We start from the raw sequence: 25,046 nt of genomic DNA on the forward strand, positions 1-25,046 counted from the left end.
AAAGGGGGATCAGCGGGCGGGAGTCGACGGGCGGATCAGGGGCCCGGGACCGGCGGGCCGGATCAGCGGGCGGGGAGGAAGGAGCGGAGGAAGAAGGCGAGGTTCGCCGGGCGCTCCGCGAGGCGGCGCATGAAGTATCCGTACCAGTCTGCGCCGTACGGCACATAGATGCGCATACGTTCGCCTTCGTCCGCGAGCCGCCGCTGCTCCGCGGCCCGGATGCCGTACAGCATCTGGAACTCGTACGACCCGGCCGGCCGGTGGTTGCGCGCCGCCAGGTCCTGAGCGATGGCGATCATGCGCGGGTCGTGCGAGCCGACCATCGGGTAGCCGTCGCCCGCGAAGAGGATGCGCAGCGCCCTGACGTACGCCTTGTCCACGTCGGCCTTGGCCTGGAAGGCGACCTCGGCGGGCTCCTTGTACGCGCCCTTGACCAGCCGTACGCGCGAGCCCGCGACCGCCAGCGCGCGGGCGTCGTCCTCGGTGCGGAAGAGATACGACTGGAGGACGGCGCCGGTGCCGGGGTGCTCGCGGCGCAGCTCGTGGAGTATCGCCAGCGTCGAGTCGACGGTGGTGTGGTCCTCCATGTCGAGGGTGACGGTGGTGCCGACCTCGGCGGCCAGTTCGGCGACCCGCCGTACGTTGGCCAGCGCGATGTCGTGGCCGCCGTCGGGCAGCGTCTGGCCGAAGGCGGACAGCTTCACCGACACCTCGGCGCGGCTGCCGAGGCCGTCGTTCCGCAGCGCTTCCAGCAGCCGCAGATACGCGTCCCTGGTGGCCTGCGCGGTGGCCCGGTCGGTGACGTCCTCACCGAGGTGGTCGAGGGTGACGTCGAGGCCGGAGGCGGTCAGCGACCGCACGGTGTCCATCGCGGGGCGCAGTTCGTCGCCCGCGATGAAGCGGTTCACCACGGGACGGGTGACGGGTGCGGCGGCGACGACGCGGCGCATACGGTCGCTGCGCGAGGCGGCGAGCAACACGGGACCGAGCACGGTGGCTCCTCCGGGACGAGGGCGGTACGGGGGAACGGCCGTCCCCGGCCGTCGCCCCGAATCTAGGATTCGCCTACCCGTTGGACCAGCGACACCTGTCACGCATCAGGGTGTGGTCCCTCATACAGATGTATGAGGGAGAATGGACGAGTGCGTAGTGACTACGGCGGCAGCGGCGGTTTCAGTGGCTTCGGCGGCGATCTCCAGGAGCTGGTCGACGAGGTGTCGGCGCTGCTGGGGGCGCCCGCGACCTTGGAGGACCGGGACTTCCGGCTGATCGCCTTCGGCGTGCACGACGGTGACGACGGCGCGACGGACCCGGTGCGTACCCGGTCGATCCTCACGCGCGGCTCCACCACCGAGGTCCGCGCCTGGTTCGAGCAGTTCGGCATCACCCGCGCCACCGGGCCGGTACGGATTCCGGCCGCGCCCTCGGCGGGCGTCTTCCGCGGCAGACTCTGCCTGCCCGTGCGGCACGGCGGCGTGGTGCACGGCTACGTCTGGCTGCTGGACGAGGCCGAGCACACCGCCACCCAGCTCGACGCGGCGATGGCGGTGGCCGCCAGGATCGGCGACCGGCTCGCGGTGACGGCCCGCGAGGGCGCGGGCACCGGCCGGGCGCTGCGCGACCTGCTGACCGCCCGCACCCGCGCCGCCCGCGACAACGCGGAGGACGCGCTGCGGACGGCGCTCGGCCCGGACGCCGACGAGCCGCACGCGCTGGTCTGCATCCGGCCGCCGTCCGGCGGCGAGGACGACCTGCCGGGGCCGCGGACGATCCCGTCGGCCGCCGCGCTCTGTTTCGTGCCGGGCCCGCGCGGCGACTGCGTCGCGCTGCTGGTGCGGCTGCGCACCGTACAACTGCTGGCCACGGCCAGGTCGGCGGCGGCGCGGGTGCTCGGGGAGGTGGCCTCGGAGGGCGCGGTGGCCGGGGTCAGCGACGGGCGCAAGTCGCTCGCGGAGCTGCCGGAGGCGTGGCGGGAGGCGGGGGACGCGGCGCGCGCCGCGCTCGCGCAGCCGCTGCACGGGCCGATCGCGAAGTGGTCGGGCATCGGCCCCTACCGTTTACTGACCGCGCTCCCGGCGGACGTCCCGCCGGACCCGGTGATCGCCCCCTTGCTCTCCCCCGCGCACCGCGAACTGGCCCACACCGCCGAGGCGTTCCTCGACAACGCCGGGCAGGCCGGCCGCACCGCCACCGCGCTGGCCATCCACCGCCAGACTCTCTACTACCGGCTCTCGCGCATCGAGCAGTTGACCGGCCTCGACCTGGCCGACGGCGAGTCGCGGCTGCTGCTCCATATGGCCCTGAAGGCGGCGCGGCTGTAGGGCGGCCGGGACATACGGACGGCGCCGCCCCCCACACCCGGTGGGAGGCGGCGCCGTCGTACGCGTGCGGACCGTCAGTCCGTCAGGTTCACCGCGCGGGCGGACGTCGCGCCGATCTCCGCCGCGATGTCGCTGAGGACACCGGCCGGGATCGTGGAGTCGACGGTGAGGGCGACCAGCGCGTCGCCGCCGGCGGCGGCGCGGGCGACCTGCATACCGGCGATGTTGACGCCGACCTCGCCGAGGATGCGGCCGAGGGTGCCGACCACGCCGGGGCGGTCGGTGTAGCGCAGGAAGGCCATGTGGTCGGCGAGCACCAGGTCGGTGTCGACGTCGCCGACCGCGACGATCTTCTGGATGTTCTTCGGCCCGGCCAGCGTGCCGGAGACCGAGACCTCGGTGCCGTCGGCGAGCGTGCCGCGCACCGTCACCAGATTGCGGTGGTTGGGCGACTCGGAGCTGGTGGTGAGGCGGACCTCGACTCCGCGCTCCTGCGCGAACAGCGGCGCGTTGACGTAGGAGACCGTCTCGGCGACGACGTCCTCGAACACGCCCTTGAGCGCGCTGAGTTCCAGCACCTTCACGTCGTGCTGGGTGATCTCGCCGGAGACCTCGACGTCGAGGCGGGCCGCGACCTCCCCGGCCAGCGCGGTGAAGATCCGGCCGAGCTTCTCGGCGAGCGGCAGAGCGGGCTTGACGTCCTCGGCGATGACGCCGCCCTGGACGTTGACCGCGTCCGGGACCAGCTCACCGGCGAGCGCGAGGCGCACCGAGCGGGCGACGGCGATGCCCGCCTTCTCCTGCGCCTCGTCGGTGGAGGCGCCCAGGTGCGGGGTGGCCACCACGTTGTCGAACTGGAACAGCGGGGAGTCGGTGCACGGCTCCTTGCTGTATACGTCCAGACCCGCGCCCGCGACCCGGCCCTCCTTGAGCGCCGAGGCCAGCGCCTCCTCGTCCACGATCCCGCCGCGCGCGGCGTTCACGATCCGGACCGACGGCTTGACCTTGTGCAGCGCCTCGTCACCGATCAGGCCGAGCGTCTCGGGCGTCTTGGGCAGGTGCACGGTGATGAAGTCCGCGGCTTCGAGCAGCTCGTCCAGCGTGAGCAGCTTGACGCCCATCTGCGCGGCGCGCGCGGGCTGCACATAGGGGTCGTACGCGACGATGTTCATCCCGAAGGCGGACATCCGCTGGGCGACCAGCACGCCGATCCGGCCGAGGCCGACGACGCCGAGGGTCTTCTCGCTCAGCTCGACGCCGGTGTACTTGTTCCGCTTCCACTCGCCGTTCTTGAGCGCGGCGTTGGCCGGGGCGATGTTGCGCGCGGTGGCGATGATCAGACCGCAGGCCAGCTCGGCGGCGGTCACGATGTTGGAGGTCGGCGCGTTGACGACCATGACGCCGGCCTTGGTGGCGGCGGAGACGTCGACGTTGTCGAGGCCGACGCCCGCGCGGGCGACGACCCGGAGTTTGCTCGCGGCGGCTACGGCTTCCGCGTCGACCTTGGTGGCGCTGCGGATCAAGATGGCGTCGACATCGGTGATCGCGGACAGCAGGTCGGCTCGGTCCGCCCCGTTGCAGTGCCGGATCTCGAAGTCCGGGCCGAGCGCGTCCACCGTGGCGGGCGACAGCTCTTCTGCGATGAGTACGACAGGCTTCTGGCTCACGTGGTCCTCACTTGTCCTTCGTGGGCGGCCGGTCCCGCGGTCGCTCCAGGGAGGGAGGGGATGGCATGCCGCGTGGAAGACGCACGACGCTGTGAGCCTGACGCGCTTGTTAAGGCAGTGTATCGGCGCGTTGACGGGCACCCTACGCCTTGGTGTAAGGATCACCCGAAGGTGGTTGTACGCCACGGCCAAGGGGCTTCTCACCCGCCGGACAGACCCCTTGGCCCGCCCGGCGGCCGAGAGCCCCCGAGACCGCGTGAGGGGTGTTACGCCTCTTCGTCGACCCAGCTCATCAGCTTGCGCAGCTTGCGGCCGGTCGTCTCCAGCAGGTGGTCCTCGTCGGCCTTCTTGTACTCGTTGTACTTCGGCAGACCGGCGTTGTACTCGGCGATCCAGTTGTTGGCGAAGGTGCCGTCCTGGATCTCGCCGAGGATCTTCTTCATCTCGGCCTTGGTGTTCTCGTTGATGATCCGCGGGCCGGAGACGTAGTCGCCCCACTCGGCGGTCTCGGAGACCGACCAGCGCATCTTCTCCAGGCCGCCCTCGTACATGAGGTCCACGATCAGCTTCAGCTCGTGGAGGCACTCGAAGTACGCGATCTCCGGCTGGTAGCCCGCCTCGACCAGGGTCTCGAAGCCGGCCTTGACCAGCGCGGAGGTGCCGCCGCACAGGACCGCCTGCTCACCGAAGAGGTCGGTCTCGGTCTCCTCGGTGAAGGTGGTCTTGATGACGCCGGCGCGGGTGCCGCCGATGCCCTTGGCGTACGACAGGGCCAGCGGGAAGCCCTTGCCGGTGGCGTCCTGCTCGACGGCGGCGATGCAGGGCACGCCGCGGCCTTCCTCGTACTGACGGCGGACCAGGTGGCCGGGGCCCTTGGGGGCGACCATGCACACGTCGACACCGGCCGGCGGCTTGATGAAGCCGAACCGGATGTTGAGGCCGTGGCCGAAGAAGAGGGCGTCGCCGTCCTTCAGGTTGTCCTTGATGGACTCCTCGTAGACCTTGGCCTGGATCGGGTCCGGGACCAGGATCATGATCACGTCGGCCTCGGCGGCGGCCTCGGCCACCGACACCACGCGCAGGCCCTGCTCCTCGGCCACGGTCTTGGACTTGGAGCCCTCGTGCAGACCGACGCGCACGTCGACGCCCGAGTCACGCAGCGACAGCGCGTGGGCGTGGCCCTGGCTGCCGTATCCGATGACCGCGACCTTGCGGCCCTGGATGATGGACAGGTCGGCGTCGTCGTCGTAGAACAGCTCGGCCACTTCGGGTCTCTCCTTGGATCGGGTTGTACGGCCCACCGTACGACGGGTGGGGACACGGGGGTTGCGGGGTCTCGCCATACGGATTCGGGCGAGGAGGCGTTACGTGACGCCGCGGTGCTACGCGGAGCGGTCCAGCGCGCGCAGGCTGCGGTCGGTGATGGAACGGGCGCCCCGGCCGACGGCGATGGTGCCGGACTGGACGAGTTCCTTGATGCCGAAGGGCTCCAGCATCTTGAGCATGGCCTCCAGCTTGTCGGCGCCGCCGGTGGCCTCGATGGTGACGGCCTCCGGGGAGACGTCCACGGTCTTGGCGCGGAAGAGCTGGACGATCTCCACGATCTGGGAGCGCGAGTCGTTGTCGGCCCGCACCTTCACCAGAACGAGTTCGCGCTGAACCGCCGACGCGGGGTCGAGTTCGACGATCTTCAGCACGTTGACGAGCTTGTTGAGCTGCTTGGTGACCTGCTCCAACGGCAGTTCGTCCAGCACGTTGACCACGATGGTGATGCGGGAGATCTCGGGGTGCTCGGTGGTGCCGACCGCGAGGGAGTCGATGTTGAAGCCGCGCCGGGAGAACAGCGCCGTGATCCGGGCGAGGACACCGGGCTTGTTCTCCACCAGGACGGAGAGGGTGTGCTTGGACATGGTCGGGATTCCTTCTCTCACGTGTCCGCGGTCGCTTCAGTCGTCCAGCTCGTCGCTGAAGTCCGGGCGGACGTCGCGGGCGGCCATGATCTCGTCGTTGGAGGTGCCTGCGGCGACCATCGGCCACACCATCGCGTCCTCGTGGACGATGAAGTCCACGACGACGGGGCGGTCGTTGATGGAGTTGGCCTTGGCGATGACCGCGTCCAGTTCCTCGGGGGTCTCGCAGCGCAAGCCCACGCAGCCCATCGCCTCGGACAGCTTCACGAAGTCCGGGACGCGGGTGCCGCGGTTCTGGATGGAGCCGACGCCCTGCGTGGAGCCGGGGACGTTCTCGGCGCCGGAGTGCAGCACGGTGTTGGAGAACCGCTCGCCGTAGAAGAGGTTCTGCCACTGGCGGACCATGCCCAGCGCGCCGTTGTTGATGATCGCGATCTTGATCGGGATGTTGTTGAGCGCGCAGGTGACCAGTTCCTGGTTGGTCATCTGGAAGCAGCCGTCGCCGTCGATCGCCCAGACCGTGGCGTCGGGGCGGCCGGCCTTGGCGCCCATGGCGGCCGGGACCGCGTAGCCCATGGTGCCCGCGCCGCCGGAGTTGAACCAGGTGGAGGGCTTCTCGTACTTGATGAACTGGGCGGCCCACATCTGGTGCTGGCCGACGCCCGCGGCGAACAGCGTGCCCTCCGGGGCGAGTTGGCCGATCCGCTCGATGACCTGCTGCGGGGACAGGCTGCCGTCGGAGGGCAGGTCGTAGCCGAGCGGGTAGGTGTTGCGCCAGAAGTTCAGGTGCTCCCACCAGCCGGTGTAGTCGCCCTTGTGACCGGCCTCGTGGTCGGCCTGGACGGCGACGATCAGATCGGCGAGCACCTCGCGGGCGTCACCGACGATCGGGACGTCCGCGACGCGGTTCTTGGAGATCTCGGCCGGGTCGATGTCGGCGTGCACGACCTTGGCGTACGGCGCGAAGGTGTCGAGGCGGCCGGTGACGCGGTCGTCGAAGCGGGCGCCGAGGGCGACGATCAGGTCGGCCTTCTGGAGCGCGGTGACCGCGGCGACGTCGCCGTGCATGCCGGGCATGCCGACGTGCTGCGGGTGGCTGTCGGGGAAGGAGCCGAGCGCCATCAAGGTGGTGGTGACGGGCGCGCCGGTCAGTTCCGCGAGGATGCGCAGCTCGCCGGTGGCGCGGGCCTTCATGACGCCGCCGCCGACGTAGAGCACGGGGCGCTTGGCCTCGTTGATCAGCCGGGCGGCCTCGCGGATCTGCTTGGCGTGCGGCTTGGTCACCGGGCGGTAGCCGGGCAGGTCCTGCTGCGGCGGCCAGGAGAACGTCGTCTCGTTCTGCATCGCGTCCTTGGCGATGTCGACCAGGACCGGGCCGGGGCGGCCGGTGGAGGCGATGTGGAACGCCTCGGCGATGGTGCGCGGGATGTCGGCCGCGTCGGTGACCAGGAAGTTGTGCTTGGTGATCGGCATGGTGATGCCGCAGATGTCCGCCTCCTGGAAGGCGTCGGTCCCGATGGCCTTGGCGGCGACCTGCCCGGTGATGGCGACGATCGGCACCGAGTCCATGTGGGCGTCGGCGATCGGCGTGACGAGGTTGGTCGCGCCGGGGCCCGAGGTGGCCATGCACACGCCGACCTTGCCGGTGGCCTGCGCGTAGCCGGTGGCGGCGTGACCGGCGCCCTGCTCGTGCCTGACCAGGATGTGCCGGACCTTCGCGGAGTCCATGAGCGGGTCGTACGCGGGCAGGATCGCGCCCCCGGGAATGCCGAATACCGTGTCGGCGCCAACGGCCTCGAGGGAGCGGATGAGCGACTGCGCGCCCGTCATGCGCTCGGGGGTGGCTGCTGCGGCGGGAGCCGCGCTGCGGGTCCGCGGCTGCGGATGGTGGGACCCGTTGGCCTGCTCGGTCATCTGCGTTCTCTTCTCTCGAAGATGGGGGTGATGAGGGTTTTGTGGGGGTGTCCGACGGGGGCCGGACAACAAAAAACCCCTCGTGCCGTGAGGCAAGCGAGGGGAGCGCGTCGGTGCGTGTGCGAGGCTGTACGGCCTCGGTCAGCCGACGCGCTTTCCAAGTACGAGAATTCGGGTGCGCATGGCCTTGACCTTCCTCCCGGACCCCGGCGGGTGTCAAGCCGGTGGGACACGCGTCTCAGTATTTGAGCGACGCGAGGGCAGCGGAAGTCCGTTCGATGTGACCTGTTCACGGGGTGTTTCCCGCGGTACGGGATAGCCGCCGCGGGTCAGCGAGCCGCGCAGCCGGTGCTCGTCCAGCGGCCCCGAGAAGGCCATGCCCTGGCCGTGCGTACAGCCCATGTCGCGCAGGACGTGCAGTTGCTCGGGGCGGTCCACGCCGTCGGCGACGCTGCCCACGCCCAGGTCGTGGGCGATCCGCAGCAGACCGCGGGTGATCTTGTGCAGCCGGGCCGACTCCACGACGCCCTCCACGAAGCAGCGGTCGAGCTTGACGAGGTCGACGGGGAGTCTGCGCAGCGCGATGAGCGAGGCATAGCCGCCGCCGAAGCCGCCGAGCGCGATCCGTACGCCCATCCTGCGCAGCGCCGACAGCCGCCGTTCCAGGTCGTCCAGGGCGATCCGGGGGTCGCCGCCCGCCAGCTCCAGGACGAGGCCGCCGGGGGGCAGTCCGTGCCGGGTGAGCATGGTCTCGATGCCGGACACGGGGAGGTCGCGGTGGAGCAGGCGGTGGGCGGGGAGCCGGACGGCGACGGGGACGGTGTGACCGGCCCCGTACCGCAGCGCCGCCTGCTCCACCGCCTGTTCCAGCAGCCACCGCCCCAGTTCTAAGGAACGGTCGGTGTCCTCGGTGGCGCGCAGGAATTCGGCGGGGGTGAAGAGGATGCCCTGCGCGGACCGCCAGCGGGCCTGCGCCTCGACGGAGGTGACCCGGCCGCTGTCCAGTTCCACCACGGGCTGGTGGAGCAGGGTGAACTCGCCGTCGTGCAGCGCCTTGCGGAGCCTGCCGGCCAGTTCGGTGCGGCGGACGACGTCGGCCTGCATCTGCGGTGCGTAGACCTCGACGCGGCCCTTGCCCGCCTGCTTGGCGCGGTACATCGCCAGGTCCGCGTTGCGCATCAGCTCGCCGGGGGTGGCGCCGGGTTCGGCGAAGGCGATGCCGATGCTGGCGGCGACCCGTACCTCGCCGCCCTCCACGCGGTACGGCTCGCAGAGCACCGACCGCAGGCGTTCCGCGATGTCGAGGATCTGGAACTCGCGCTCACGCGGGTCGGCGCTGGCGCCGCAGACCAGGGCGGCGAACTCGTCGCCGCCGAGCCGGGCCGCGGTGTCGCCGGAGCGCAGCGCGTCCCGTATCCGCCGGGCGGCCTGGACCAGCAGTTCGTCGCCCGCCTGGTGGCCGACCGTGTCGTTGACGGCCTTGAAGCCGTCGAGGTCGACGTAGAGCAGGGCGGCGTGGGCGTCACCGGCCCTCCGGCCGCTCAGGGCGCGGGTGACGCGCTCGGTGAACAGCGCGCGGTTGGGCAGGTCGGTGAGCGGGTCGTGCGAGGCGTTGTGCTGCAACTGGGCCTGGAGCCGGACGCGTTCGGTGACGTCCCGGCTGTTGAAGATCAGGCCGCCCTGGTAGCGGTTGACGCTGGACTCGACGCTGAGCCAGCAGTCGTCGGCCATCGAGCCGTCCTGGTTGCGGGTGTGGCCGGAGCGGATGCGGCACTCGATCCTGGTCGCGGGTTCGTCGCCGGGCGGCGCGGCGAGGAATCTGCGGACCTCGTGGACGACGCGTCCCAGGTCGTCGGGGTGGATGTGCGCGGCCAGTTCGGTGCCGACCAGCTCCTCCGGGTCGCGGCCGTAGACGCCCTGCGCGGCGGGGCTGACGTAGCGCAGCACTCCGGTGGGCGCGGCGATCATGATGACGTCGCTCGACCCCTGGACCAGGGAGCGGAAGTGGTTCTCCTTCTGGGCCAGTTCCTGGGTGAGCGAGATGTTGTCGAGCAGCATGATGCCCTGGCGTACGACGAGGGCGAGGACGACGGTGCAGCCGGTGAAGAGGACGACGCGGTCGCACTTCTGGCCGGTGATCACGTTGTAGAGGATGCCGAGAGTGCAGACGGCGGCGGCCAGATACGGCGTGAGGGCGGCGAGCGAGCCGGTGACCTTGCGGGTCGCGGTGGCGGTGCGCCGCACCGGGTCGGTGCGGGTGCCGGTCCACGGCGCGTACGCCAGCAGCATGCTGCCCGCGAACCAGCCCGCGTCGAGGATCTGGCCCGAGCGGTAGTGCTCGCGCAGGATCGGCGAGGTGAACAGGGCGTCGCACAGCACGGTCATGGCGAGCGCGGCGATGGCGGTGTTGACCGCGGCGCGGTTGGCGGCCGAGCGCCGGAAGTGCAGGGCGAGCACCATGCTGACCAGGACGATGTCCAGCAGCGGGTAGGCCAGCGAGAGCGCCATGCGGGCGGTGCTCGGGCCGTCCCAGGCCGCGGTGTGGGCGAGCGCCAGGCTCCACGACAAGGTGAGCAGCGAGCCGCCGATCAGCGACGCGTCCAGCGCCAGGCAGACCCAACCGGCTCTGGTGACCGGGCGTTTGGCCAGGACGAGCAGGCCGATGATGGCGGGCGGCGCGAACATCAGGAAGCAGAAGTCGGCGGCGGAGGTCTGCGGCACCGGGCGGCGCAGCACCACCTCGTACCAGCCCCAGATGCCGTTGCCGAGCGCGACCATCGCGGAGGAGACCGCGAACAGCAGCCAGGCAGGGCGGTGTTGGCCGCAGACCTTGCGCGCGTAGACCAGCGAGGAGACGGTGGCGGTGGCCGCGGCGGCGGAGAGTCCGAAGTCGCCCATGACCAGGGCGACTTCGCTGGAGCCCCAGCCGAGCACGGCGCCGGTGGTGTAGCCGCCGCACAGGACCGCGACCAGGAGTTGGGGCAGCAGGCCCGCCCGGCCGCCGCGCGCCGAAGGGCGGGCGAGCACCGCCCCGGTGGAGCTCACCGTGCGGTCCGGTGTCGTCGGCGCGGGCCGAACGGCCGCGGTGTGCTGCTCAGTACGGCGCTCTGGGCCCGCGCGCTGGAGTGACCGGAGTGAATCCATCGGCCGTGCATCGCCCGTCGCCCCCCTTCACTTGCTCGTCGTTCACATCACCGTGGCCGTCCCTCCCGGCCCCGGTGAGTCCCCCGATCGGGACGATACACCAGATCCGTCACTCAGGGACATAGTTCCTCTACTCAGCGTAACCACAGGGAAGATGGCGGACACGCGTGCGGTCGCCGCGTGCCGAAGGGCCGTCCTCCCCCGTGCTGTAGGCGTGCCCGTCCCGCCTCACGCATACGCGTCGGCCGCGCCCCGGCGGCCGTGCGCGGGACGTCTCGGTCCGCCCATCGGCCGGTCGGCCGGTCGCTCGGCCAGCCGGGTCAGCTCGTCGCGACGACGTTCTCCAGCGGTTCACCGGCCGCGAAGCGTACGAGCTGCTCGCGGATCAGCCGCTGGGCGCGCGGCATGAAGGCCGAGGTGCTGCCGCCCACGTGCGGGCTGATCAGCACGCCCGGCGCGTGCCACAACGGGTGCCCCGCGGGCAGCGGTTCGGGGTCGGTGACGTCGAGCGCCGCGGTCAGCCGCCCCGCCCCGGTCTCGGCGAGCAGCGCCTCGGTGTCGACGACCGGGCCGCGCGCCATGTTCACCAGCAGCGCGCCGTCCTTCATCCGGGCCAGGAACTCCGCGCCGGCCAGGCCGCGGGTCTGCTCGGTCAGCGGAGTGGTGAGCACCACCACGTCGGCGGACGGAAGGAGGCGCGGCAGCTCGGAGAGGGCGTGCACCGGTCCGCGCGGCGCGTTCCTGGCGCCGCGCGCCACCCGCACCACCTCGCACTCGAACGGGATCAGCCGCTCCTCGACGGCCGCTCCGATCGAGCCGTACCCGACGATCAGCACCTCGCGGTCGGCGAGCGCCGGGTAGAAACCGCCGTGCCACTCCTCGGCGTCCTGGCCGCGCACGAAGCGCGGGATGCCGCGCAGCGAGGCGAGGACGAGCGCGAGGGCGAGTTCCGCGGTGCTCGCCTCGTGCACCCCGCGCGCGTTGCACAGGCTCACGCCGGGCGGCAGTCGCTCCAGGTGCGGCAGGATGTGGTCCACTCCGGCGCTGAGCGTCTGCACGGCGCGCACCCCGGTCATCCGCGGCAGCGGCAGCGCTCCCGCGGTCGCGCCCTTCATGTAGGGGACGACGTAGAAGGCGGCGTCCGCCGGGTCGGCGGGGAAGTCGCCGTCACCGTCCCAGAAGACGTACTCGAAGGCGTCCGGCAGTCCGTCCACGCCCTCGGGCGGCACGGAGAGCCACACCTGGGGACGGCGGTCTCGGGTCATGTCGTTCATGGTCAGGAGGCTATGACACAGTGGGGCGGCGGCTGGGATCGGTCCGGCGGATCACGAACGGCCCTTTGAGGGAGGACGGTCGGGTGGAGCGCAGGACAATCGGTGCAGCAGCTCTCGAAGTGGGCGCCGTGGGCCTGGGATGCATGCCGATGAGCTGGGCGTACAGCACCTCGCGCCAGGACGGCGAGACGTCGCTGCGGGCCGTGCACACCGCGCTCGACACGGGTTCGACGCTGCTGGACACCGCCGACATGTACGGCCCGTTCACCAACGAGCTGCTGCTGGGGCGGGTGTTGAGGGAGCGGCGGCGCGACGCGTTCGTCTCCACCAAGTGCGGGCTGCTCGTCGGCGAGCAGCACATCGTCGCCAACGGCCGCCCCGGGTACGTCAAACGCGCCTGCGACGCGTCGCTGCGCCGCCTCCAGACCGACGTCATCGACCTCTACCAGCTCCACCGGGTGGACGCCGAGGTGCCCATCGAGGAGACCTGGGGCGCGATGGCGGAACTGGTCGCGGCGGGCAAGGTGCGGGCGCTCGGCCTGTGCGCGGTCGGCGCGCGCGGCAACCGCCGCACCGGCGCGCACCTGCACGACGAGACGATCCGGCACCTCGTACGCGCCCAGCAGGTCTTCCCGGTCAGCTGTGTGCAGGCCGAGCTGTCGGTGTGGGCGGCCGAGGCCCTGGAGTCGCTGCTGCCGTGGTGCGCGGCGCGCGGGATCGGCTTCATGGCCGCGATGCCGCTGGGCAACGGCTTCCTCACCGGCACGCTGACGCCCGGCGGCGGTTTCGAGCCGGACGACCTGCGCGCCCGGCATCCGCGCTTCACCGCCGAGATGATGGCCGCCAACCAGCCCGTGGTGGCCGGACTGCGCCGGGTGGCCCAGCGGCACGACGCGACCGCCGCCCAGGTCGCCCTGGCCTGGGTCCTCGCCCAGGGGCCGCACGTCGTGCCGGTCCCCGGCGCCAAGTCGGCCCGCTGGACGGCCGAGAACGCCGGGGCCGCGCGGCTGCGGCTGACCTCGGAGGACCTGTCGGAGATCGCGGAGCTGCCCGCCGCGCGCGGCTCGTGGGACTGACGCGGGTCTGCCGTGCGGCCCCGGCGGGTACGGGTGATCGGCGGGCGGGACGCCGCTCGCGTGTGATGTGCTGGGGCGAAACGAGGGAGTGAGCGCCGTGAGGTCTTGGAGCGCAGTGCGCCGCGGGCCGGTCCGCCGGACGGCGGCCGGGACTGTGGCCGCCGTGGCCGTACTCGTCCTCGGCGGCTGCTCGTCGGACGGCCCGAATCTCGTCACTCCCCGGCCGTCGGGCAGTGGCGCCTCGCCGTCCGCGCCCTCCCCGAGCGGCGGCACGGCCGGGACCACCGCGCCGCCCGCCAGCCCGTCGGAGTCCGCCGCGCCCGCCAAGGGCACCGCGAAGGTGACCGGCACCGTCGCCTCCGGGCTCGACACCCCGTGGGGCGTCGCGACGCTGCCGGACGGCACCATGCTGGTCGGCTCCCGCGACACCGGCCGGATCGTCCGCGTGGACCCGGTCAAGAAGACCACCAGCGCGGTCGGCACCGTGCCCGGCGTCCAGGCGGGCGGCGAGGGCGGTCTGCTCGGCCTCGCGCTCTCCCCCGACTTCGGCTCCGACCGGCTGGTCTACGCGTACTTCACGACCGCGTCGGACAACCGCATCGTCCGGATGCTGTACGACACCTCGCACGCCGAGGGCCAGCAGCTCGGCGCCCCCGACACGATCCTGCGGGGCATCCCCAGCGGCACCATCCACAACGGCGGGCGGATCGCCTTCGGCCCCGACAAGATGCTGTACGCCGGGACCGGCGAGACCAACCAGCGCGGGCTCGCGCAGGACAAGTCCTCGCTCGCCGGGAAGATCCTGCGGATGACGCCCGACGGGCAGCCGCCGAAGGACAACCCCACGCCCGGCTCCCTCGACTACTCCGACGGCCACCGCAATGTGCAGGGCCTGGCCTGGGACGACAAGGGCCGCCTGTGGGCCTCGGAGTTCGGCCAGGACACCTGGGACGAGCTGAATCTCATCGAGCCCGGCAAGAACTACGGCTGGCCGGTCGTCGAGGGCATCGCGCACCGCGCGGGGTACGTCGACCCCGTCGTCCAGTGGCACACCGACCAGGCGTCGCCCAGCGGGATCGCCTACGCCGCCGGGTCCATCTGGATGGCCGCCCTCCACGGCGCCCGCCTGTGGCGCATCCCCCTCGACGGCGCCCACGCCGCCGCCGCCCCGCAGTCCTTCTTCACCGGCGTCTACGGCCGCCTGCGCACCGTCGTCGCCGCCGACGACGGCACCCTGTACCTGACGACCAGCAACACCGACGGCCGCGGCACCCCCGCCAAGGGCGACGACCGCATCCTGCACCTCACGGTGAGCTGACCCGCGCGGGCGGCGTCAGGACGCCGCCGGGGCGAAGAGGTTCAGCCGGTGGGCCAGCGCGGCGGCCTCACCGCGGGTGGACAGCGAGAGCTTGGCGAGGATGTTGGAGACGTGGACGCTCGCCGTCTTGGGTGAGATGAACAGGACTTCGGCGACCTGACGGTTGGTGAGGCCGTCGGCGACCAGGCGGAGCACGTCGCGTTCACGGGCGGTGAGCCCGAGGGATTCGACGGGGTCCGTGGCGGGGGGCGCGGGGCTGTCCAGGGGCAGGCGACCGCGCTGGGCCAGTCGGGTGATCCGGTCGCGCAGGGGGCGCGCGGCGAAGGCGTCCGCCGTCGCGTACGCCTGCGCGAGCAGGCACCCGGCCTCCTCACGGCCCTCGGGCCCCGCGGCCAGCAGCGCCTCGGCGTGCCGGTGGCGTACGGCGGCCAGTTCGTACGGCCGTTCCTGGCGGGCGAAGGCGAGCGCGGCGGCGGCCCACAGGTCGGGCTCCGTACGGCCTTCGGCGCGGGCCAGTTCGGCGTCGACCACCAGGGCGTACGCCTCGGCGAGCGGCGTCGGCCGGGACAGCTCGCGGGCGGCGGCGCGGATACGTTCCAGGACGCGCGGTTCGGCGGCGCCGTCGGCCTCGGCGGCGGCTCCCGCGGCGAGCAGGGGCCAGGCGAAGCGGGTGGTCCCGGTGGCGAAGCCGCTGTCGATCGCGCCGAGGAGTTCGCGGCGCGCGTCGTCGAACCGGCCCTGGGCCGAGGCCAGTTGGAGCGCGAGGGTGCGGCTCGGGATGAGGTGCTGCGGCTGCGTGTCGTGGAGGAGACCGGACCGGGCGGCGGACTGGTAGCGGACGGCGGCCTCGGTGTCGCCGAGCAGCAGGGCGAGGAATCCGTGGTGCATCTCGATGCCCGCGCGCGGATACGAGCCGTCGGCGTACCGCAGCGCCTCGGCGAGGGCGACGGCGGCCTCCGCGTACCGGCCGAGCGAGATCAGCGACTCGCCCTCGTTGGTGAGCAGCCACGAGCGGATGCCGAGCGAGACGCGCGCGCCGATCAGCCGCTGGCCCTCGCGGGCGACGGCGACGGCCTCGCGGGAGCGGCCCGCGCCCTCCAGGACGGAGGACAGATTGCCGTAGGTGCGGGCGATGGCGCCGGGCACCGCGTGGTCGCCGCTGAGCAGCCGCCGTACCTCCTCGACCTCCGCGATGCCGCCGTCGATGTCACCGCCGTCGGCCTGGAGCAGGCCGAGGGTGACGCGGGCGTGCAGTTCGGTGTCGCGGGCGCCGGCCTGCCGGGCGTACTCGACGGCGCGGCGCCCGATGTCGACGCCCTCGGCGCCGGATTTGTGCACCATGATCCAGCTCGCGATCATCGTGAGGACCTCGGCGTGCGCGGCGGACGGCGGCTGGCCGCGGACCAGTTCGCGGGCGCGCGACAGCTCGTCCCAGCCGTCGCCGCGGCCGAGCGCCTCGGTGACACGGGAGCGCTGCGCCCAGAACCAGGCGGCGCGCAGCGGGTCGTCGCCGCTGTCGTCGCGGTCCATCAGCCGCAGTGCCCGCTTGGCCATCGCGTGCGCGCGTTCCCGCTCGCCGCCGAGCCGGGCGGCGACGGTGACCTCGGCGAGCAGGTCCAGCAGGCTCAGCGGGGTGTCGGGGTGGCAGCCGCACGCCGGGTACGCCTCCGCGTAGTCGGCGGGCCGCAGCTCGGCGCGGGTCTCCTCGGGGGCGTCGTCCCACAGTTCGAGCGCGCGTTCCAGCAGCCGGTACTGCTCGGCGTACGCGTGCCGCCGCCTGGCCTCGACGGAGGCGCGCAGGACGGCGGGCAGCGCCTTGGCCGGGTCGTGGGCGGCGTACCAGTAACTGGCGAGCCGCGCGGCCCGCTCGTCGGCGCGGACGAGCGTCGGGTCGGCCTCGACGGCCCGCGCGTACCGCCGGTTGATCCGGCTGCGCTCGCCGGGCAGCAGGTCGTCGCCGACGGCCTCGCGGACCAGGGAGTGCCGGAAGCGGTAGCCCTCACCGCTGTCGGAGGGCAGCAGGATGTTGGCGCCCACGGCGGTGCGCAGCGCGTCCAGCAGGGCGTCCTCGTCCAGTCCCGTGATGGCTTCGAGCAGCCGGTACTCGACCGTGCTGCCGCCTTCCGCGACGAATTTCGCCACCCGCTGGGCGTCGTCGGACAGCGCCTCGACGCGGACCAGCAGCAGGTCGCGGAGGGATTCGCTGATGCCGGTGGCGCAGCCGCGGGTGATGCTGCACGCCAGCTCCTCGACGAAGAAGGGGTTGCCGTCCGAGCGGGTGAAGACCTCGTCCACGACGGCGTCCGCGGGCTCCGCGCCGAGGATCGACGCGAGCTGACGGCGCACTTCGGCGCGGCTGAAGCGGGGCAGCTCGATGCGCTTGACGGTCCGCAGCCGGTCGGTCTCGGCGAGGAAGGGCCGCAGCGGGTGCCTGCGGTGGATGTCGTCGGCGCGGTAGGTGCCCGCGATCAGCACGCGGGCGCGCTGGAGGGAGCGGAAGAGATACGCCAGCAGCTCGCGGGTGGAGCGGTCGGCCCAGTGCAGGTCCTCCAGGACGACGACGAGCGTACGGTCGGCGCCGAGCCGTTCCAGCAGGCGGGCGGTGAGCTCGAAGAGGCGGACCCGGCCGTCCTCGTCGTGCGGGTCGCGCGGCAGGCCGCCGCCGGATTCGGCCAGCTCGGGCAGCAGCCGGGCCAGCTCGGCCTCCTGCCCGGCCGCGGCGGCCGTCAGCTCGGCGCCGAGCGCCCGGTACAGGGCGCGCAGCGCCGTCGAGATCGGGGCGAACGGCAGTCCGTCCGCGCCGATCTCCACGCAGCCGCCGACCGCGGTGACCGCGCCGGCCGCCCGCGCGGCGGCCACGAATTCCTCGGTCAGCCGGGTCTTGCCGACCCCCGCCTCCCCGCCGATCAGCACCGCCTGCGGCTCCCCCGCCGCCGCGGCGGCCAGCGCGGCGCCGAGCTTCGCCAGCTCGGCGTCACGGCCAATGAACTCGGGACTCAGCGACTGCGTCTGCACGCTGCCGAGCATCGCACGCCCACGCCTTCCCCCGACACCGATTACCCGGGCGGCGCCTTGCCCGTCCCTGCCGCCGGGCGCGGGAGAGGGGCCGCCCGCCGGGGGCGGCCCCTGCGCCCGCGCACCCGGCGGCGCGGTCGCGGTGGTCCGGGCCGGCGCCGGGTGCGGCGCAGTCATGCGGCTTGGTGGCGGGCTCGGCCGCGGGACGGGCGCGGGGAGGCGGGGGCCTCCGCGGCCGAGTCCGCCTCGGTGCCGGTGCGGGCGGCGGTCCTGGTGGTCCTGCGGTTCCTGCGGGCGGCGTCGCGGGCGGCCTTGGCGTCCCGGGCCAGCCGCCAGGCGTCGGCGCGGTGCTGGAGGTCGTCACGGCGGGCCTGCTGGAGTTCGTACGCGAACATCGGTCTCTCCCCTTGGATGATGTGCTTGTTCCGCTGCCACAAGCTTCGTCTCCAAGGGGGTCCCGCCACATCGGGCAGTTGCCGCAACTCTCGGCCCCAGGGGGCCTTAGACGGCCGCCCCGTACGGGGTGCGAGTGCCTTAGACGCTCACCGCGCGGGGGTCAGGACGCGGGGACCGTAGGGAGGTCGGCGAACACGTCGAACCACATCGCGCCCGCGATGAGCAGGCCGATGAAGGCCAGGACGACACCGCCCCAGGCCAGCGCCTGGCTCCAGTGGCCGCGGGCGGCGCGGGCCCGGGAGGCCGGGTGCAGCAGCACTCCGCCGCAGACGATCAGCGCGACGACCGCGAAGATGCCGTTGACCAGGGCGATCGCGTGCCAGGGCGTGCCGTATCCGGCGGCGATCTGCTGCTTGGCGGTGCCGCTGGACGTCTTGATCTGGCCGATCAGGCCCTGCCGCTGGGAGACGACGTTGCTGAGCCAGGTGCCGGTGAGCGAGGACAACGCGAGCGCGGCGCCCGCGACGGCGGCGGCGCCGGTCACGATGGCGGAGGCGGCGGACGGCTCCGCGGCGAGGGCGTCGTCCTCCTCCTCGGCGTCGGCTCCGTCGCCGATCACCTCGTAGTCGGTCTCGTCCACGACTTCGAGGTCGGCCGCGGTCTCCGCGGCGGGGGTGCCGGGCTTCTCCCGCGCGGACGCGGTCTCGGTCCCGGTCTCGGTCTCGGTCCCGCTCTTGGTCCCGGTCTCGGTCTCGGTCCCGCTCTCAATCCCGCTCTCGGTCTCGGCGTCGGTCACTGTGGGGGGCTTGGTGGTCTCCATGGTCCGCACCGTAGGGATGCTTTCTGAGAGCGGACTGAGAGCCGTCTGAGAGTGCCCGCCTCAACCTGTGAGATCCACTGTCCACATCCCGGCCGACTCACGTCGCCGGGCACGGCCGAGGCCGCCCACGGCGACGGGGGCCGCCCACGGCCGAGGGCGGCCCCCGCCACCGGGAACCGCCCTCGTATAACCGTCCGGCGCGCGCGGGCGGCCTGGCCTCAGCCCTGCACGCCCAGCTTCTCCAGCACCAGCTCACGGACCCGCTTCGCGTCCGCCTGCCCGCGCGTGAGCTTCATGACGGCGCCGATCAGCGCGCCCGCCGCGGCCAGGTTGCCGCCACGGATCTTGTCCGCGATCGCCGCGTTGGCCGCGATGGCCTCGTCCACGGCCGCGCCCAGGGCGCCGTCGTCGGACACGACCTTCAGGCCGCGCTTGTCGACCACCTGGTCGGGGTCGCCCTCGCCCGCGAGAACGCCCTCGATGACCTGGCGGGCCAGCTTGTCGTTGAGGTCGCCCGCCGAGACCAGCGCCGCGACCCTGGCCACCTGCGCCGGGGTGATCGGCACATCGGCCAGCTCGGTGCCGGACTCGTTGGCGTGCCGGGCCAGCTCGCCCATCCACCACTTACGGGCCGCCGCCGCGTCCGCGCCCTCGTCGATGGTGGCGAGGATCAGGTCGAGCGCGCCCGCGTTGAGCACCGACTGCATCTCGTGGTCGGCGATGCCCCAGCTCTCCTGGAGCCGCTTGCGGCGCAGCCGCGGCAGCTCGGGCAGCCCGGCGCGCAGCTCCTCGACCCAGTCACGGGCCGGGGCGACCGGCACCAGGTCGGGCTCGGGGAAGTACCGGTAGTCCTCGGCCTCCTCCTTGATCCGGCCGGAGGTCGTCGACCCGTCCTCCTCGTGGAAGTGCCGGGTCTCCTGGAGGATCGTGCCGCCGGAGGACAGCACCGCCGCGTGCCGCTGGATCTCGAAGCGGGCCGCCCGCTCCACACTGCGCAGCGAGTTGACGTTCTTGGTCTCGCTGCGGGTGCCGAACTTCTCCCGCCCGTGCGGGCGCAGCGACAAGTTGACGTCGCAGCGCATCTGGCCCTGCTCCATCCGGGCCTCGGACACGCCCAGCGCCTTGATCAGCTCGCGCAGCTCGGCGACGTACGCCTTGGCGACCTCGGGGGCGCGCGCGCCCGCTCCCTCGATCGGCTTGGTGACGATCTCGATCAGCGGGATGCCCGCGCGGTTGTAGTCCAGCAGCGAGTGCGAGGCGCCGTGGATCCGCCCGGTGGCGCCGCCGACGTGCAGCGACTTGCCGGTGTCCTCCTCCATGTGGGCGCGTTCGATCTGCACCCGGAAGACCTCGCCGTCCTCCAACTGGACGTCCAGATAGCCGTTGTACGCGATCGGCTCGTCGTACTGCGAGGTCTGGAAGTTCTTCGGCATGTCCGGGTAGAAGTAGTTCTTCCGGGCGAAGCGGCACCACTGCGCGATGTCGCAGTTGAGCGCGAGGCCGATCTTGATCGCGGACTCCACGCCGACCGCGTTGACCACCGGCAGCGCGCCGGGCAGGCCAAGACAGGTCGGGCAGGTCTGCGAGTTGGGGTCGGCGCCCAGTTCGGTCGAGCAGCCGCAGAACATCTTGGTCCTGGTGCCCAGCTCGACATGGACCTCGAGGCCCATCACCGGGTCGTACGACGCCAGCGCGTCCTCGTAGGACAGCAGCTCCGTGACGGTCACAGTTCCCTCTACCTTCTCAGTCCGTCCGGTCAGCCGGTCAGGATGTCGTCGTCGTTCGCCTGGCGCAGCTCGCGGATGAGCAGGGCGACGCCGGTGGCCACCGCGGCCACCCGGATCAGGCCGTCGACCAACTGGAGGGTGTCCTGCTCGCCGCGGGCGGTGCGGACCTTCTTGATGTTGCTGAAGGCCGCGAAGAGCGTGCTGCCGATGGCCAGGTACGTGCCCGGCTTGCCCTTCTTCTTCACGGTGCTCATAGCTGGGGTGCCTCCTCTAGCAAGGGGTGGCCCCACTTCTTCACGAAGGCGGCCTCGACGGCGGCGCCGACCCGGTAGAGCCGGTCGTCCTTGAGTGCGGGTGCGATGATCTGGAGTCCCACCGGCAGCCCGTCCTCGGGGGCCAGTCCGCAGGGCAGCGACATCGCCGCGTTGCCCGCGAGGTTCGCGGGGATGGTGCACAGGTCCGCGAGGTACATCGCCATCGGGTCGTCGGCGCGCTCGCCGATCGGGAAGGCGGTGGTCGGCGTCGTCGGCGAGACGATCACGTCGACGCTCTCGAATGCCTTCTCGAAGTCCCGGGTGATCAGCGTGCGGACCTTCTGCGCCGAGCCGTAGTACGCGTCGTAGTAACCGGAGCTGAGCGCGTACGTGCCGAGCATGATGCGGCGCTTGACCTCGGGGCCGAAGCCCGCGTCACGGGTCAGCGCGGTGACCTCCTCGGCCGACTTCGTGCCGTCGTCGCCGACCCGCAGGCCGTAGCGCATGGCGTCGAAGCGGGCCAGGTTGCTGGAGCACTCCGACGGCGCGATCAGGTAGTACGCGGCGAGCGCGTACGTGAACGACGGGCAGGAGATCTCCACGATCTCGGCGCCCAGGTCGCGCAGCAGCTCCACCGACTCGTTGAACCGCTGGACGACACCGGCCTGGTAGCCCTCGCCGCCGAACTCCTTGACGACGCCGACCCGCAGGCCCGCCACGCCGCCGTTGCGCGCGGCCTCGACGACCGGCGGCACCGGCGCGTCGACGGAGGTCGAGTCGAGCGGGTCGTGCCCGGCCATCACCTCGTGCAGCAGCGCGGCGTCCAGCACCGTACGGGCGCAGGGGCCGCCCTGGTCGAGCGAGGACGAGAAGGCGACCATGCCGTACCGCGAGACGCCGCCGTAGGTGGGCTTCACGCCGACCGTCGCGGTCACCGCGGCGGGCTGCCTGATGGAGCCGCCGGTGTCGGTGCCGATGGCCAGCGGCGCCTGGTACGAGGCGAGCGCCGCGGCCGAACCGCCGCCGGAGCCGCCGGGGATACGGGTCAGGTCCCACGGGTTGCCGGTCGGGCCGTACGCGCTGTTCTCCGTCGAGGAGCCCATCGCGAACTCGTCCATGTTGGTCTTGCCGAGGATCACCACGTCGGCGGCCTTCAGCCGCTTCGTGACGGTCGCGTCGTACGGCGGGATCCACCCTTCGAGGATCTTCGAGCCCACGGTGGTGGGCACGCCCTCGGTGGTGAAGATGTCCTTCATCGCCAGCGGCACACCCGCCAGCGGGCCGAGCGGCTCGCCCGCCGCGCGCTTGGCGTCCACGGCGCGGGCCTGCTTGAGGGCGCCCTCGCGGTCGACGTGCAGGAAGGCGTGCACCTTCTCGTCGACGGCCTCGATCCTGGCCAGGTGCGCCTCGGTGACCTCGACCGCGGTCAGTTCGCCGGACGCGATCTTCTCCGCCGTCTGAGCGGCGGTCAGCCTGATGATGTCCGTCATGGTCTTAGTCCTCCCCCAGGATCTGCGGCACCTTGAAGCGCTGCTGCTCCTGCGCCGGGGCGCCCGACAGGGCCTGCTCCGGGGTCAGCGACGGCCGGACGTCGTCCGGGCGCATGACGTTGGTCAGGGGCAGCGGGTGCGAGGTCGGCGGTACGTCCTCGCCGGCCACCTCGGACACGCGGGCTACCGCGCCGATGATGTCGTCGAGCTGTCCGGCGAAGTGGTCCAGCTCGTCGGCGGACAGTTCCAGCCGTGCCAGCTTGCCGAGGTGGGCGACCTCCTCGCGCGTGATGCCAGGCATGCGATTGCGATCCTCTGCGGGGTGAGATGTCGGTGGACCCCTCATCCTACGGGCCCGGGGGCACGCCCCCAGACCCCATTTCCCTCCCGCGCGCGGCAACCCGATCTTTTCAGGGGCGCGGCCCCGGTACGGTGCGCTGACGCGGGGCCCTGCTTTTCAGGGGCGTACCCACCTGCGCAAGTGGACGCACAAGGGCCGTGCCCATGGGCGCGTCAGGGTCGGCGGATCTCCGGCAGAGCCGAATGCTCGGGCTCGGGCTCGGGCGTCGCCGCCAGCGCGGCGACAGGCCGCTGCCACCCTCGTTCACCGCGGGCGCGCAGCCACGCCGTGGCTTCGTCGGGAGGCATGGCGGCGGCGACGAGCCACCCCTGGACGGCGTCGCACCGCAGGTCACGAAGGCGTTCCCAGGTCTCGTCGTCCTCGACGCCCTCGGCGACGACGAGGAGGCCGAGGGAGTGGGCGAGGTCGATGGTGCAGCGCACGATCTCGGCGTCCTCGTTGTCGATGACCAGGCGGGCGACGAAGGAGCGGTCGATCTTGAGTTCGCTGACGGGGAGCCGTCGCAGGTGGACCAGGGAGGAGTAGCCGGTGCCGAAGTCGTCGAGGGACATCTTGACGCCGTGTCCGGTGAGCCCGTTGAGGGTGTCGGCGGCGCGCTGCGGGTCTTCGAGCAGGACGTGCTCGGTGATCTCCAACTGGAGCGAGCCCGGCGGGACCTGGTGCCGGGCGAGGCGGGCGGCGACGGCGCCCGCGAAGCCGGGGCTGTGGACGTCGCGGGGCGAGACGTTGACGGCGACGGGGACTTCGAGGCCCATCCGGCGCCAGCGGGCGACCTGCGCGAGGGCGGTGTCGAGGACGTACTCGGTGAGCTGCGGCATGAGCCCGGACGTCTCGGCCATCGTGATGAACTCTTCGGGGTTCACCCGGCCGCGCTCCGGGTGCTCCCACCGCACCAGCGCTTCGAGTCCGGCGACCTGGCCGTCGAAGCGGACCTTGGGCTGGTAGTGGAGCTGGACGTCCCCGGCGTCCAGGGCGCGGCGCAGGTCGCCGAGCAGGCCGAGCCGGTCGGGGGTGTTGCCGTCGCGCTTGGCCTCGTAGACCTCGACGCCGCTGCGGTCCAGCTTGGCCTGGTACATCGCGACGTCGGCGCGGCGCAGCAGCCCTTCGGCGTCCACCGCGTGGTCGGGGAAGACGGCGACCCCGGCGCTGGCCTCCAGCACCAGGGTCAGGCCGTCCAGGCTGATCGGGGAGCCGAGCGCCAGGGCCAGCGCGCGGGCGACGCGCTGGGCGCGGGTCGGCGAGTCGCAGATGGGCAGCAGAACGGCGAATTCGTCGCCGCCGAGCCGGGCGGCCTCGGCGCCGCGCGGCAGCGCGAGCCGCAGCCGGTCGGCGACCTGGAGGAGCAGCCGGTCGCCCGCGAGGTGCCCGAGCGTGTCGTTGACCGAGCGGAATTTGTCGAGGTCGATGAGGATCAGGGCGCTGCGCTCGCCGCGTCCCTGGGCGATGTCGAGCGCCGACCGGACGCGTTCCAGGAGCCATTGACGGTTCGGCAGGCCGGTGAGCGGGTCGCGGAGCTGTTCCTCGGCGCGGGCGTGCGCGATCCACAAGGTGGAGTCCAGCGCGATCAGCGGGACGGAGAACAGCGGCAGCAGGACGGGCATGTCGCAGGCGACGACCAGGATCAGCGGGGAGATGCCGAGCAGGGCGACGCCGACCATGCCCTGCCGGATGAGCGCGGTGCGCGCGACCGTGGGCAGGCCGCCGCCGCGCGGGGCGAACGCGAGCCACAGCAGCAGCCGGGTCGCGGTCAGATAGGCCAACGCGGTGACGAGGATGGCCGGGGCGGCGGACAGCGTCCAGGCGGCGGGCCGCCAGGGGCCCTCGACGGAGGGGTGGTCGCCGAAGCAGTAGAGGGCGAGCGCGCCCGCGCCGATGCCGAGGATGTCGATGGCGCCGTGCAGGGCGGCCTCCCGCCAGCGGTGCCTGCGGGCGGCCCCGACCAGGACGACCACGGCGAGGCTGACGAGGACGGCGGGCACCCAGCCGTAGAGCAGGAGCATGGCGAGGGTGAGGGCGGCGCCGGATCCGGTGCCGCCCCACCAGCGGTCGCGGCCCATCGCGACCAGGTGGCCGACAACGATGCCGGTGAGTACGGCCAGGGCCCAGCCGATGGTGCCGCCGGGGAAGAGCGCGTGGCCGCTGACGACCATGCGGACGACGCCCGCGACGAGCGCGGCACCGGCCACCGCCGGCACCCCTATCCGGATCGACGGCCGGGTCGCGCACGGGAGCGGTGTCGCGGCCTGGCTGCTGGGCAGCGGCGCCGCTACGACGCCCTCCGTCGTTTCCATGCCCGTCCCTCTCGCAGCCTGGTGTGGCAAGCAGGTCCACCGCGCCGGTGCCCGCGGTGGGACCCGCT

18 protein-coding genes are annotated in these 25,046 nt (G+C 72.5%); 3 read left to right on the forward strand and 15 right to left on the reverse strand.

The annotated features are described in order from the left end of the window. Window positions 1–62: 62 nt before the first annotated feature. Window positions 63–992, reverse strand: a complete 930-nt coding sequence (locus tag ACFY9V_RS14330; protein WP_355348129.1) for a proline dehydrogenase family protein — start codon at window positions 990–992, stop codon at window positions 63–65. A 132-nt stretch (window positions 993–1,124) separates the two neighbouring features. On the opposite strand from ACFY9V_RS14330, the gene ACFY9V_RS14335 reads away from it, so the two are divergent. Beyond that, a complete protein-coding gene (locus ACFY9V_RS14335; protein ID WP_355348126.1) occupies window positions 1,125–2,321 on the forward strand; it encodes a helix-turn-helix domain-containing protein in 1,197 nt (398 codons plus the stop codon). Window positions 2,322–2,395: 74 nt separating this feature from the next. Here the strand turns inward: ACFY9V_RS14335 and serA are convergent, their stop codons facing one another. The 6 genes from serA to ACFY9V_RS14365 form a co-directional block, all read right to left on the reverse strand. Next, on the reverse strand, window positions 2,396–3,988 hold the full coding sequence (gene serA / locus ACFY9V_RS14340; RefSeq protein ID WP_355348123.1) for a phosphoglycerate dehydrogenase: 1,593 nt from the start codon (window positions 3,986–3,988) through the stop codon (window positions 2,396–2,398). Window positions 3,989–4,254: 266 nt separating this feature from the next. Next, window positions 4,255–5,253, reverse strand: a complete 999-nt coding sequence (ilvC, locus tag ACFY9V_RS14345; RefSeq protein ID WP_355348120.1) for a ketol-acid reductoisomerase — start codon at window positions 5,251–5,253, stop codon at window positions 4,255–4,257. 117 nt (window positions 5,254–5,370) lie between these two features. Further along, entirely contained in the window at window positions 5,371–5,898 is a 528-nt protein-coding gene (ilvN, locus tag ACFY9V_RS14350; protein WP_188284938.1) for an acetolactate synthase small subunit, read from the reverse strand. Window positions 5,899–5,934: 36 nt separating this feature from the next. Next, window positions 5,935–7,812: an acetolactate synthase large subunit gene (locus ACFY9V_RS14355; protein ID WP_355348116.1), complete on the reverse strand. Its 1,878-nt coding sequence runs from the start codon at window positions 7,810–7,812 to the stop codon at window positions 5,935–5,937. 216 nt (window positions 7,813–8,028) lie between these two features. After that, the gene (locus tag ACFY9V_RS14360; protein ID WP_355348113.1) at window positions 8,029–10,857 is read right to left on the reverse strand and encodes an EAL domain-containing protein; all 2,829 of its coding nucleotides are present in this window, start codon (window positions 10,855–10,857) and stop codon (window positions 8,029–8,031) included. 419 nt (window positions 10,858–11,276) lie between these two features. Next, on the reverse strand, window positions 11,277–12,221 hold the full coding sequence (locus tag ACFY9V_RS14365; protein WP_391044844.1) for an NAD(P)-dependent oxidoreductase: 945 nt from the start codon (window positions 12,219–12,221) through the stop codon (window positions 11,277–11,279). A gap of 92 nt (window positions 12,222–12,313) precedes the next feature. Between ACFY9V_RS14365 and ACFY9V_RS14370 the strand changes: the two genes are divergently transcribed. Together ACFY9V_RS14370 and ACFY9V_RS14375 are read left to right on the forward strand one after the other, a co-directional pair. Next, window positions 12,314–13,306 (forward strand): aldo/keto reductase, encoded by a 993-nt coding sequence (locus tag ACFY9V_RS14370; protein ID WP_355348110.1) that lies wholly within the window; start codon window positions 12,314–12,316, stop codon window positions 13,304–13,306. Window positions 13,307–13,469: 163 nt separating this feature from the next. Further along, on the forward strand, window positions 13,470–14,624 hold the full coding sequence (locus ACFY9V_RS14375) for a PQQ-dependent sugar dehydrogenase (RefSeq protein WP_391161490.1): 1,155 nt from the start codon (window positions 13,470–13,472) through the stop codon (window positions 14,622–14,624). Between the two features lie 15 nt (window positions 14,625–14,639). Here ACFY9V_RS14375 and ACFY9V_RS14380 read toward each other — a convergent pair whose 3' ends face one another. The 8 genes from ACFY9V_RS14380 to ACFY9V_RS14415 all read right to left on the reverse strand — a co-directional run bounded on the left by ACFY9V_RS14380 (window position 14,640) and on the right by ACFY9V_RS14415 (window position 24,978). Next, the gene (locus ACFY9V_RS14380) at window positions 14,640–17,651 is read right to left on the reverse strand and encodes an AAA family ATPase (protein WP_391161491.1); all 3,012 of its coding nucleotides are present in this window, start codon (window positions 17,649–17,651) and stop codon (window positions 14,640–14,642) included. Window positions 17,652–17,812: 161 nt separating this feature from the next. Continuing rightward, window positions 17,813–18,034, reverse strand: a complete 222-nt coding sequence (locus ACFY9V_RS14385) for a hypothetical protein (RefSeq protein ID WP_355348101.1) — start codon at window positions 18,032–18,034, stop codon at window positions 17,813–17,815. A 161-nt stretch (window positions 18,035–18,195) separates the two neighbouring features. Then, on the reverse strand, window positions 18,196–18,855 hold the full coding sequence (locus ACFY9V_RS14390; RefSeq protein ID WP_391161492.1) for a hypothetical protein: 660 nt from the start codon (window positions 18,853–18,855) through the stop codon (window positions 18,196–18,198). Window positions 18,856–19,073: 218 nt separating this feature from the next. Continuing rightward, a complete protein-coding gene (gatB, locus tag ACFY9V_RS14395; protein ID WP_355348095.1) occupies window positions 19,074–20,582 on the reverse strand; it encodes an Asp-tRNA(Asn)/Glu-tRNA(Gln) amidotransferase subunit GatB in 1,509 nt (502 codons plus the stop codon). A gap of 29 nt (window positions 20,583–20,611) precedes the next feature. Beyond that, entirely contained in the window at window positions 20,612–20,836 is a 225-nt protein-coding gene (locus ACFY9V_RS14400) for a hypothetical protein (RefSeq protein WP_355348092.1), read from the reverse strand. Then, window positions 20,833–22,326, reverse strand: a complete 1,494-nt coding sequence (gatA, locus tag ACFY9V_RS14405) for an Asp-tRNA(Asn)/Glu-tRNA(Gln) amidotransferase subunit GatA (RefSeq protein ID WP_355348089.1) — start codon at window positions 22,324–22,326, stop codon at window positions 20,833–20,835. Before gatA ends, ACFY9V_RS14400 begins: the two co-directional genes overlap by 4 nt. Window positions 22,327–22,330: 4 nt before the next feature. Then, window positions 22,331–22,627, reverse strand: a complete 297-nt coding sequence (gatC, locus tag ACFY9V_RS14410) for an Asp-tRNA(Asn)/Glu-tRNA(Gln) amidotransferase subunit GatC (RefSeq protein WP_355348086.1) — start codon at window positions 22,625–22,627, stop codon at window positions 22,331–22,333. Between the two features lie 212 nt (window positions 22,628–22,839). Further along, window positions 22,840–24,978, reverse strand: coding sequence for a bifunctional diguanylate cyclase/phosphodiesterase (locus tag ACFY9V_RS14415; RefSeq protein ID WP_355348083.1), 2,139 nt, complete (start codon window positions 24,976–24,978; stop codon window positions 22,840–22,842). Between the last annotated feature and the right edge of the window lie 68 nt (window positions 24,979–25,046).

The sequence above is a fragment of the Streptomyces sp. NPDC008317 genome (genome assembly GCF_042955955.1).
In the GTDB taxonomy this organism is placed as follows: domain Bacteria; phylum Actinomycetota; class Actinomycetes; order Streptomycetales; family Streptomycetaceae; genus Actinacidiphila.

Coding starts and splice junctions, on each gene's coding strand:
- ilvN (WP_188284938.1), bottom strand. CDS start 5,898: ATGTCCAAGCACACCCTCTCCGTCCTGGTGGAGAACAAGCCCGGTGTC.
- ACFY9V_RS14390 (WP_391161492.1), bottom strand. CDS start 18,855: ATGGAGACCACCAAGCCCCCCACAGTGACCGACGCCGAGACCGAGAGC.
- ACFY9V_RS14355 (WP_355348116.1), bottom strand. CDS start 7,812: ATGACCGAGCAGGCCAACGGGTCCCACCATCCGCAGCCGCGGACCCGC.
- gatC (WP_355348086.1), bottom strand. CDS start 22,627: ATGCCTGGCATCACGCGCGAGGAGGTCGCCCACCTCGGCAAGCTGGCA.
- ACFY9V_RS14365 (WP_391044844.1), bottom strand. CDS start 12,221: ATGACCCGAGACCGCCGTCCCCAGGTGTGGCTCTCCGTGCCGCCCGAG.
- ACFY9V_RS14400 (WP_355348092.1), bottom strand. CDS start 20,836: ATGAGCACCGTGAAGAAGAAGGGCAAGCCGGGCACGTACCTGGCCATC.
- ACFY9V_RS14380 (WP_391161491.1), bottom strand. CDS start 17,651: ATGCTCGGCAGCGTGCAGACGCAGTCGCTGAGTCCCGAGTTCATTGGC.
- gatA (WP_355348089.1), bottom strand. CDS start 22,326: ATGACGGACATCATCAGGCTGACCGCCGCTCAGACGGCGGAGAAGATC.
- ACFY9V_RS14335 (WP_355348126.1), top strand. CDS start 1,125: ATGAGGGAGAATGGACGAGTGCGTAGTGACTACGGCGGCAGCGGCGGT.
- ACFY9V_RS14415 (WP_355348083.1), bottom strand. CDS start 24,978: ATGGAAACGACGGAGGGCGTCGTAGCGGCGCCGCTGCCCAGCAGCCAG.
- ACFY9V_RS14385 (WP_355348101.1), bottom strand. CDS start 18,034: ATGTTCGCGTACGAACTCCAGCAGGCCCGCCGTGACGACCTCCAGCAC.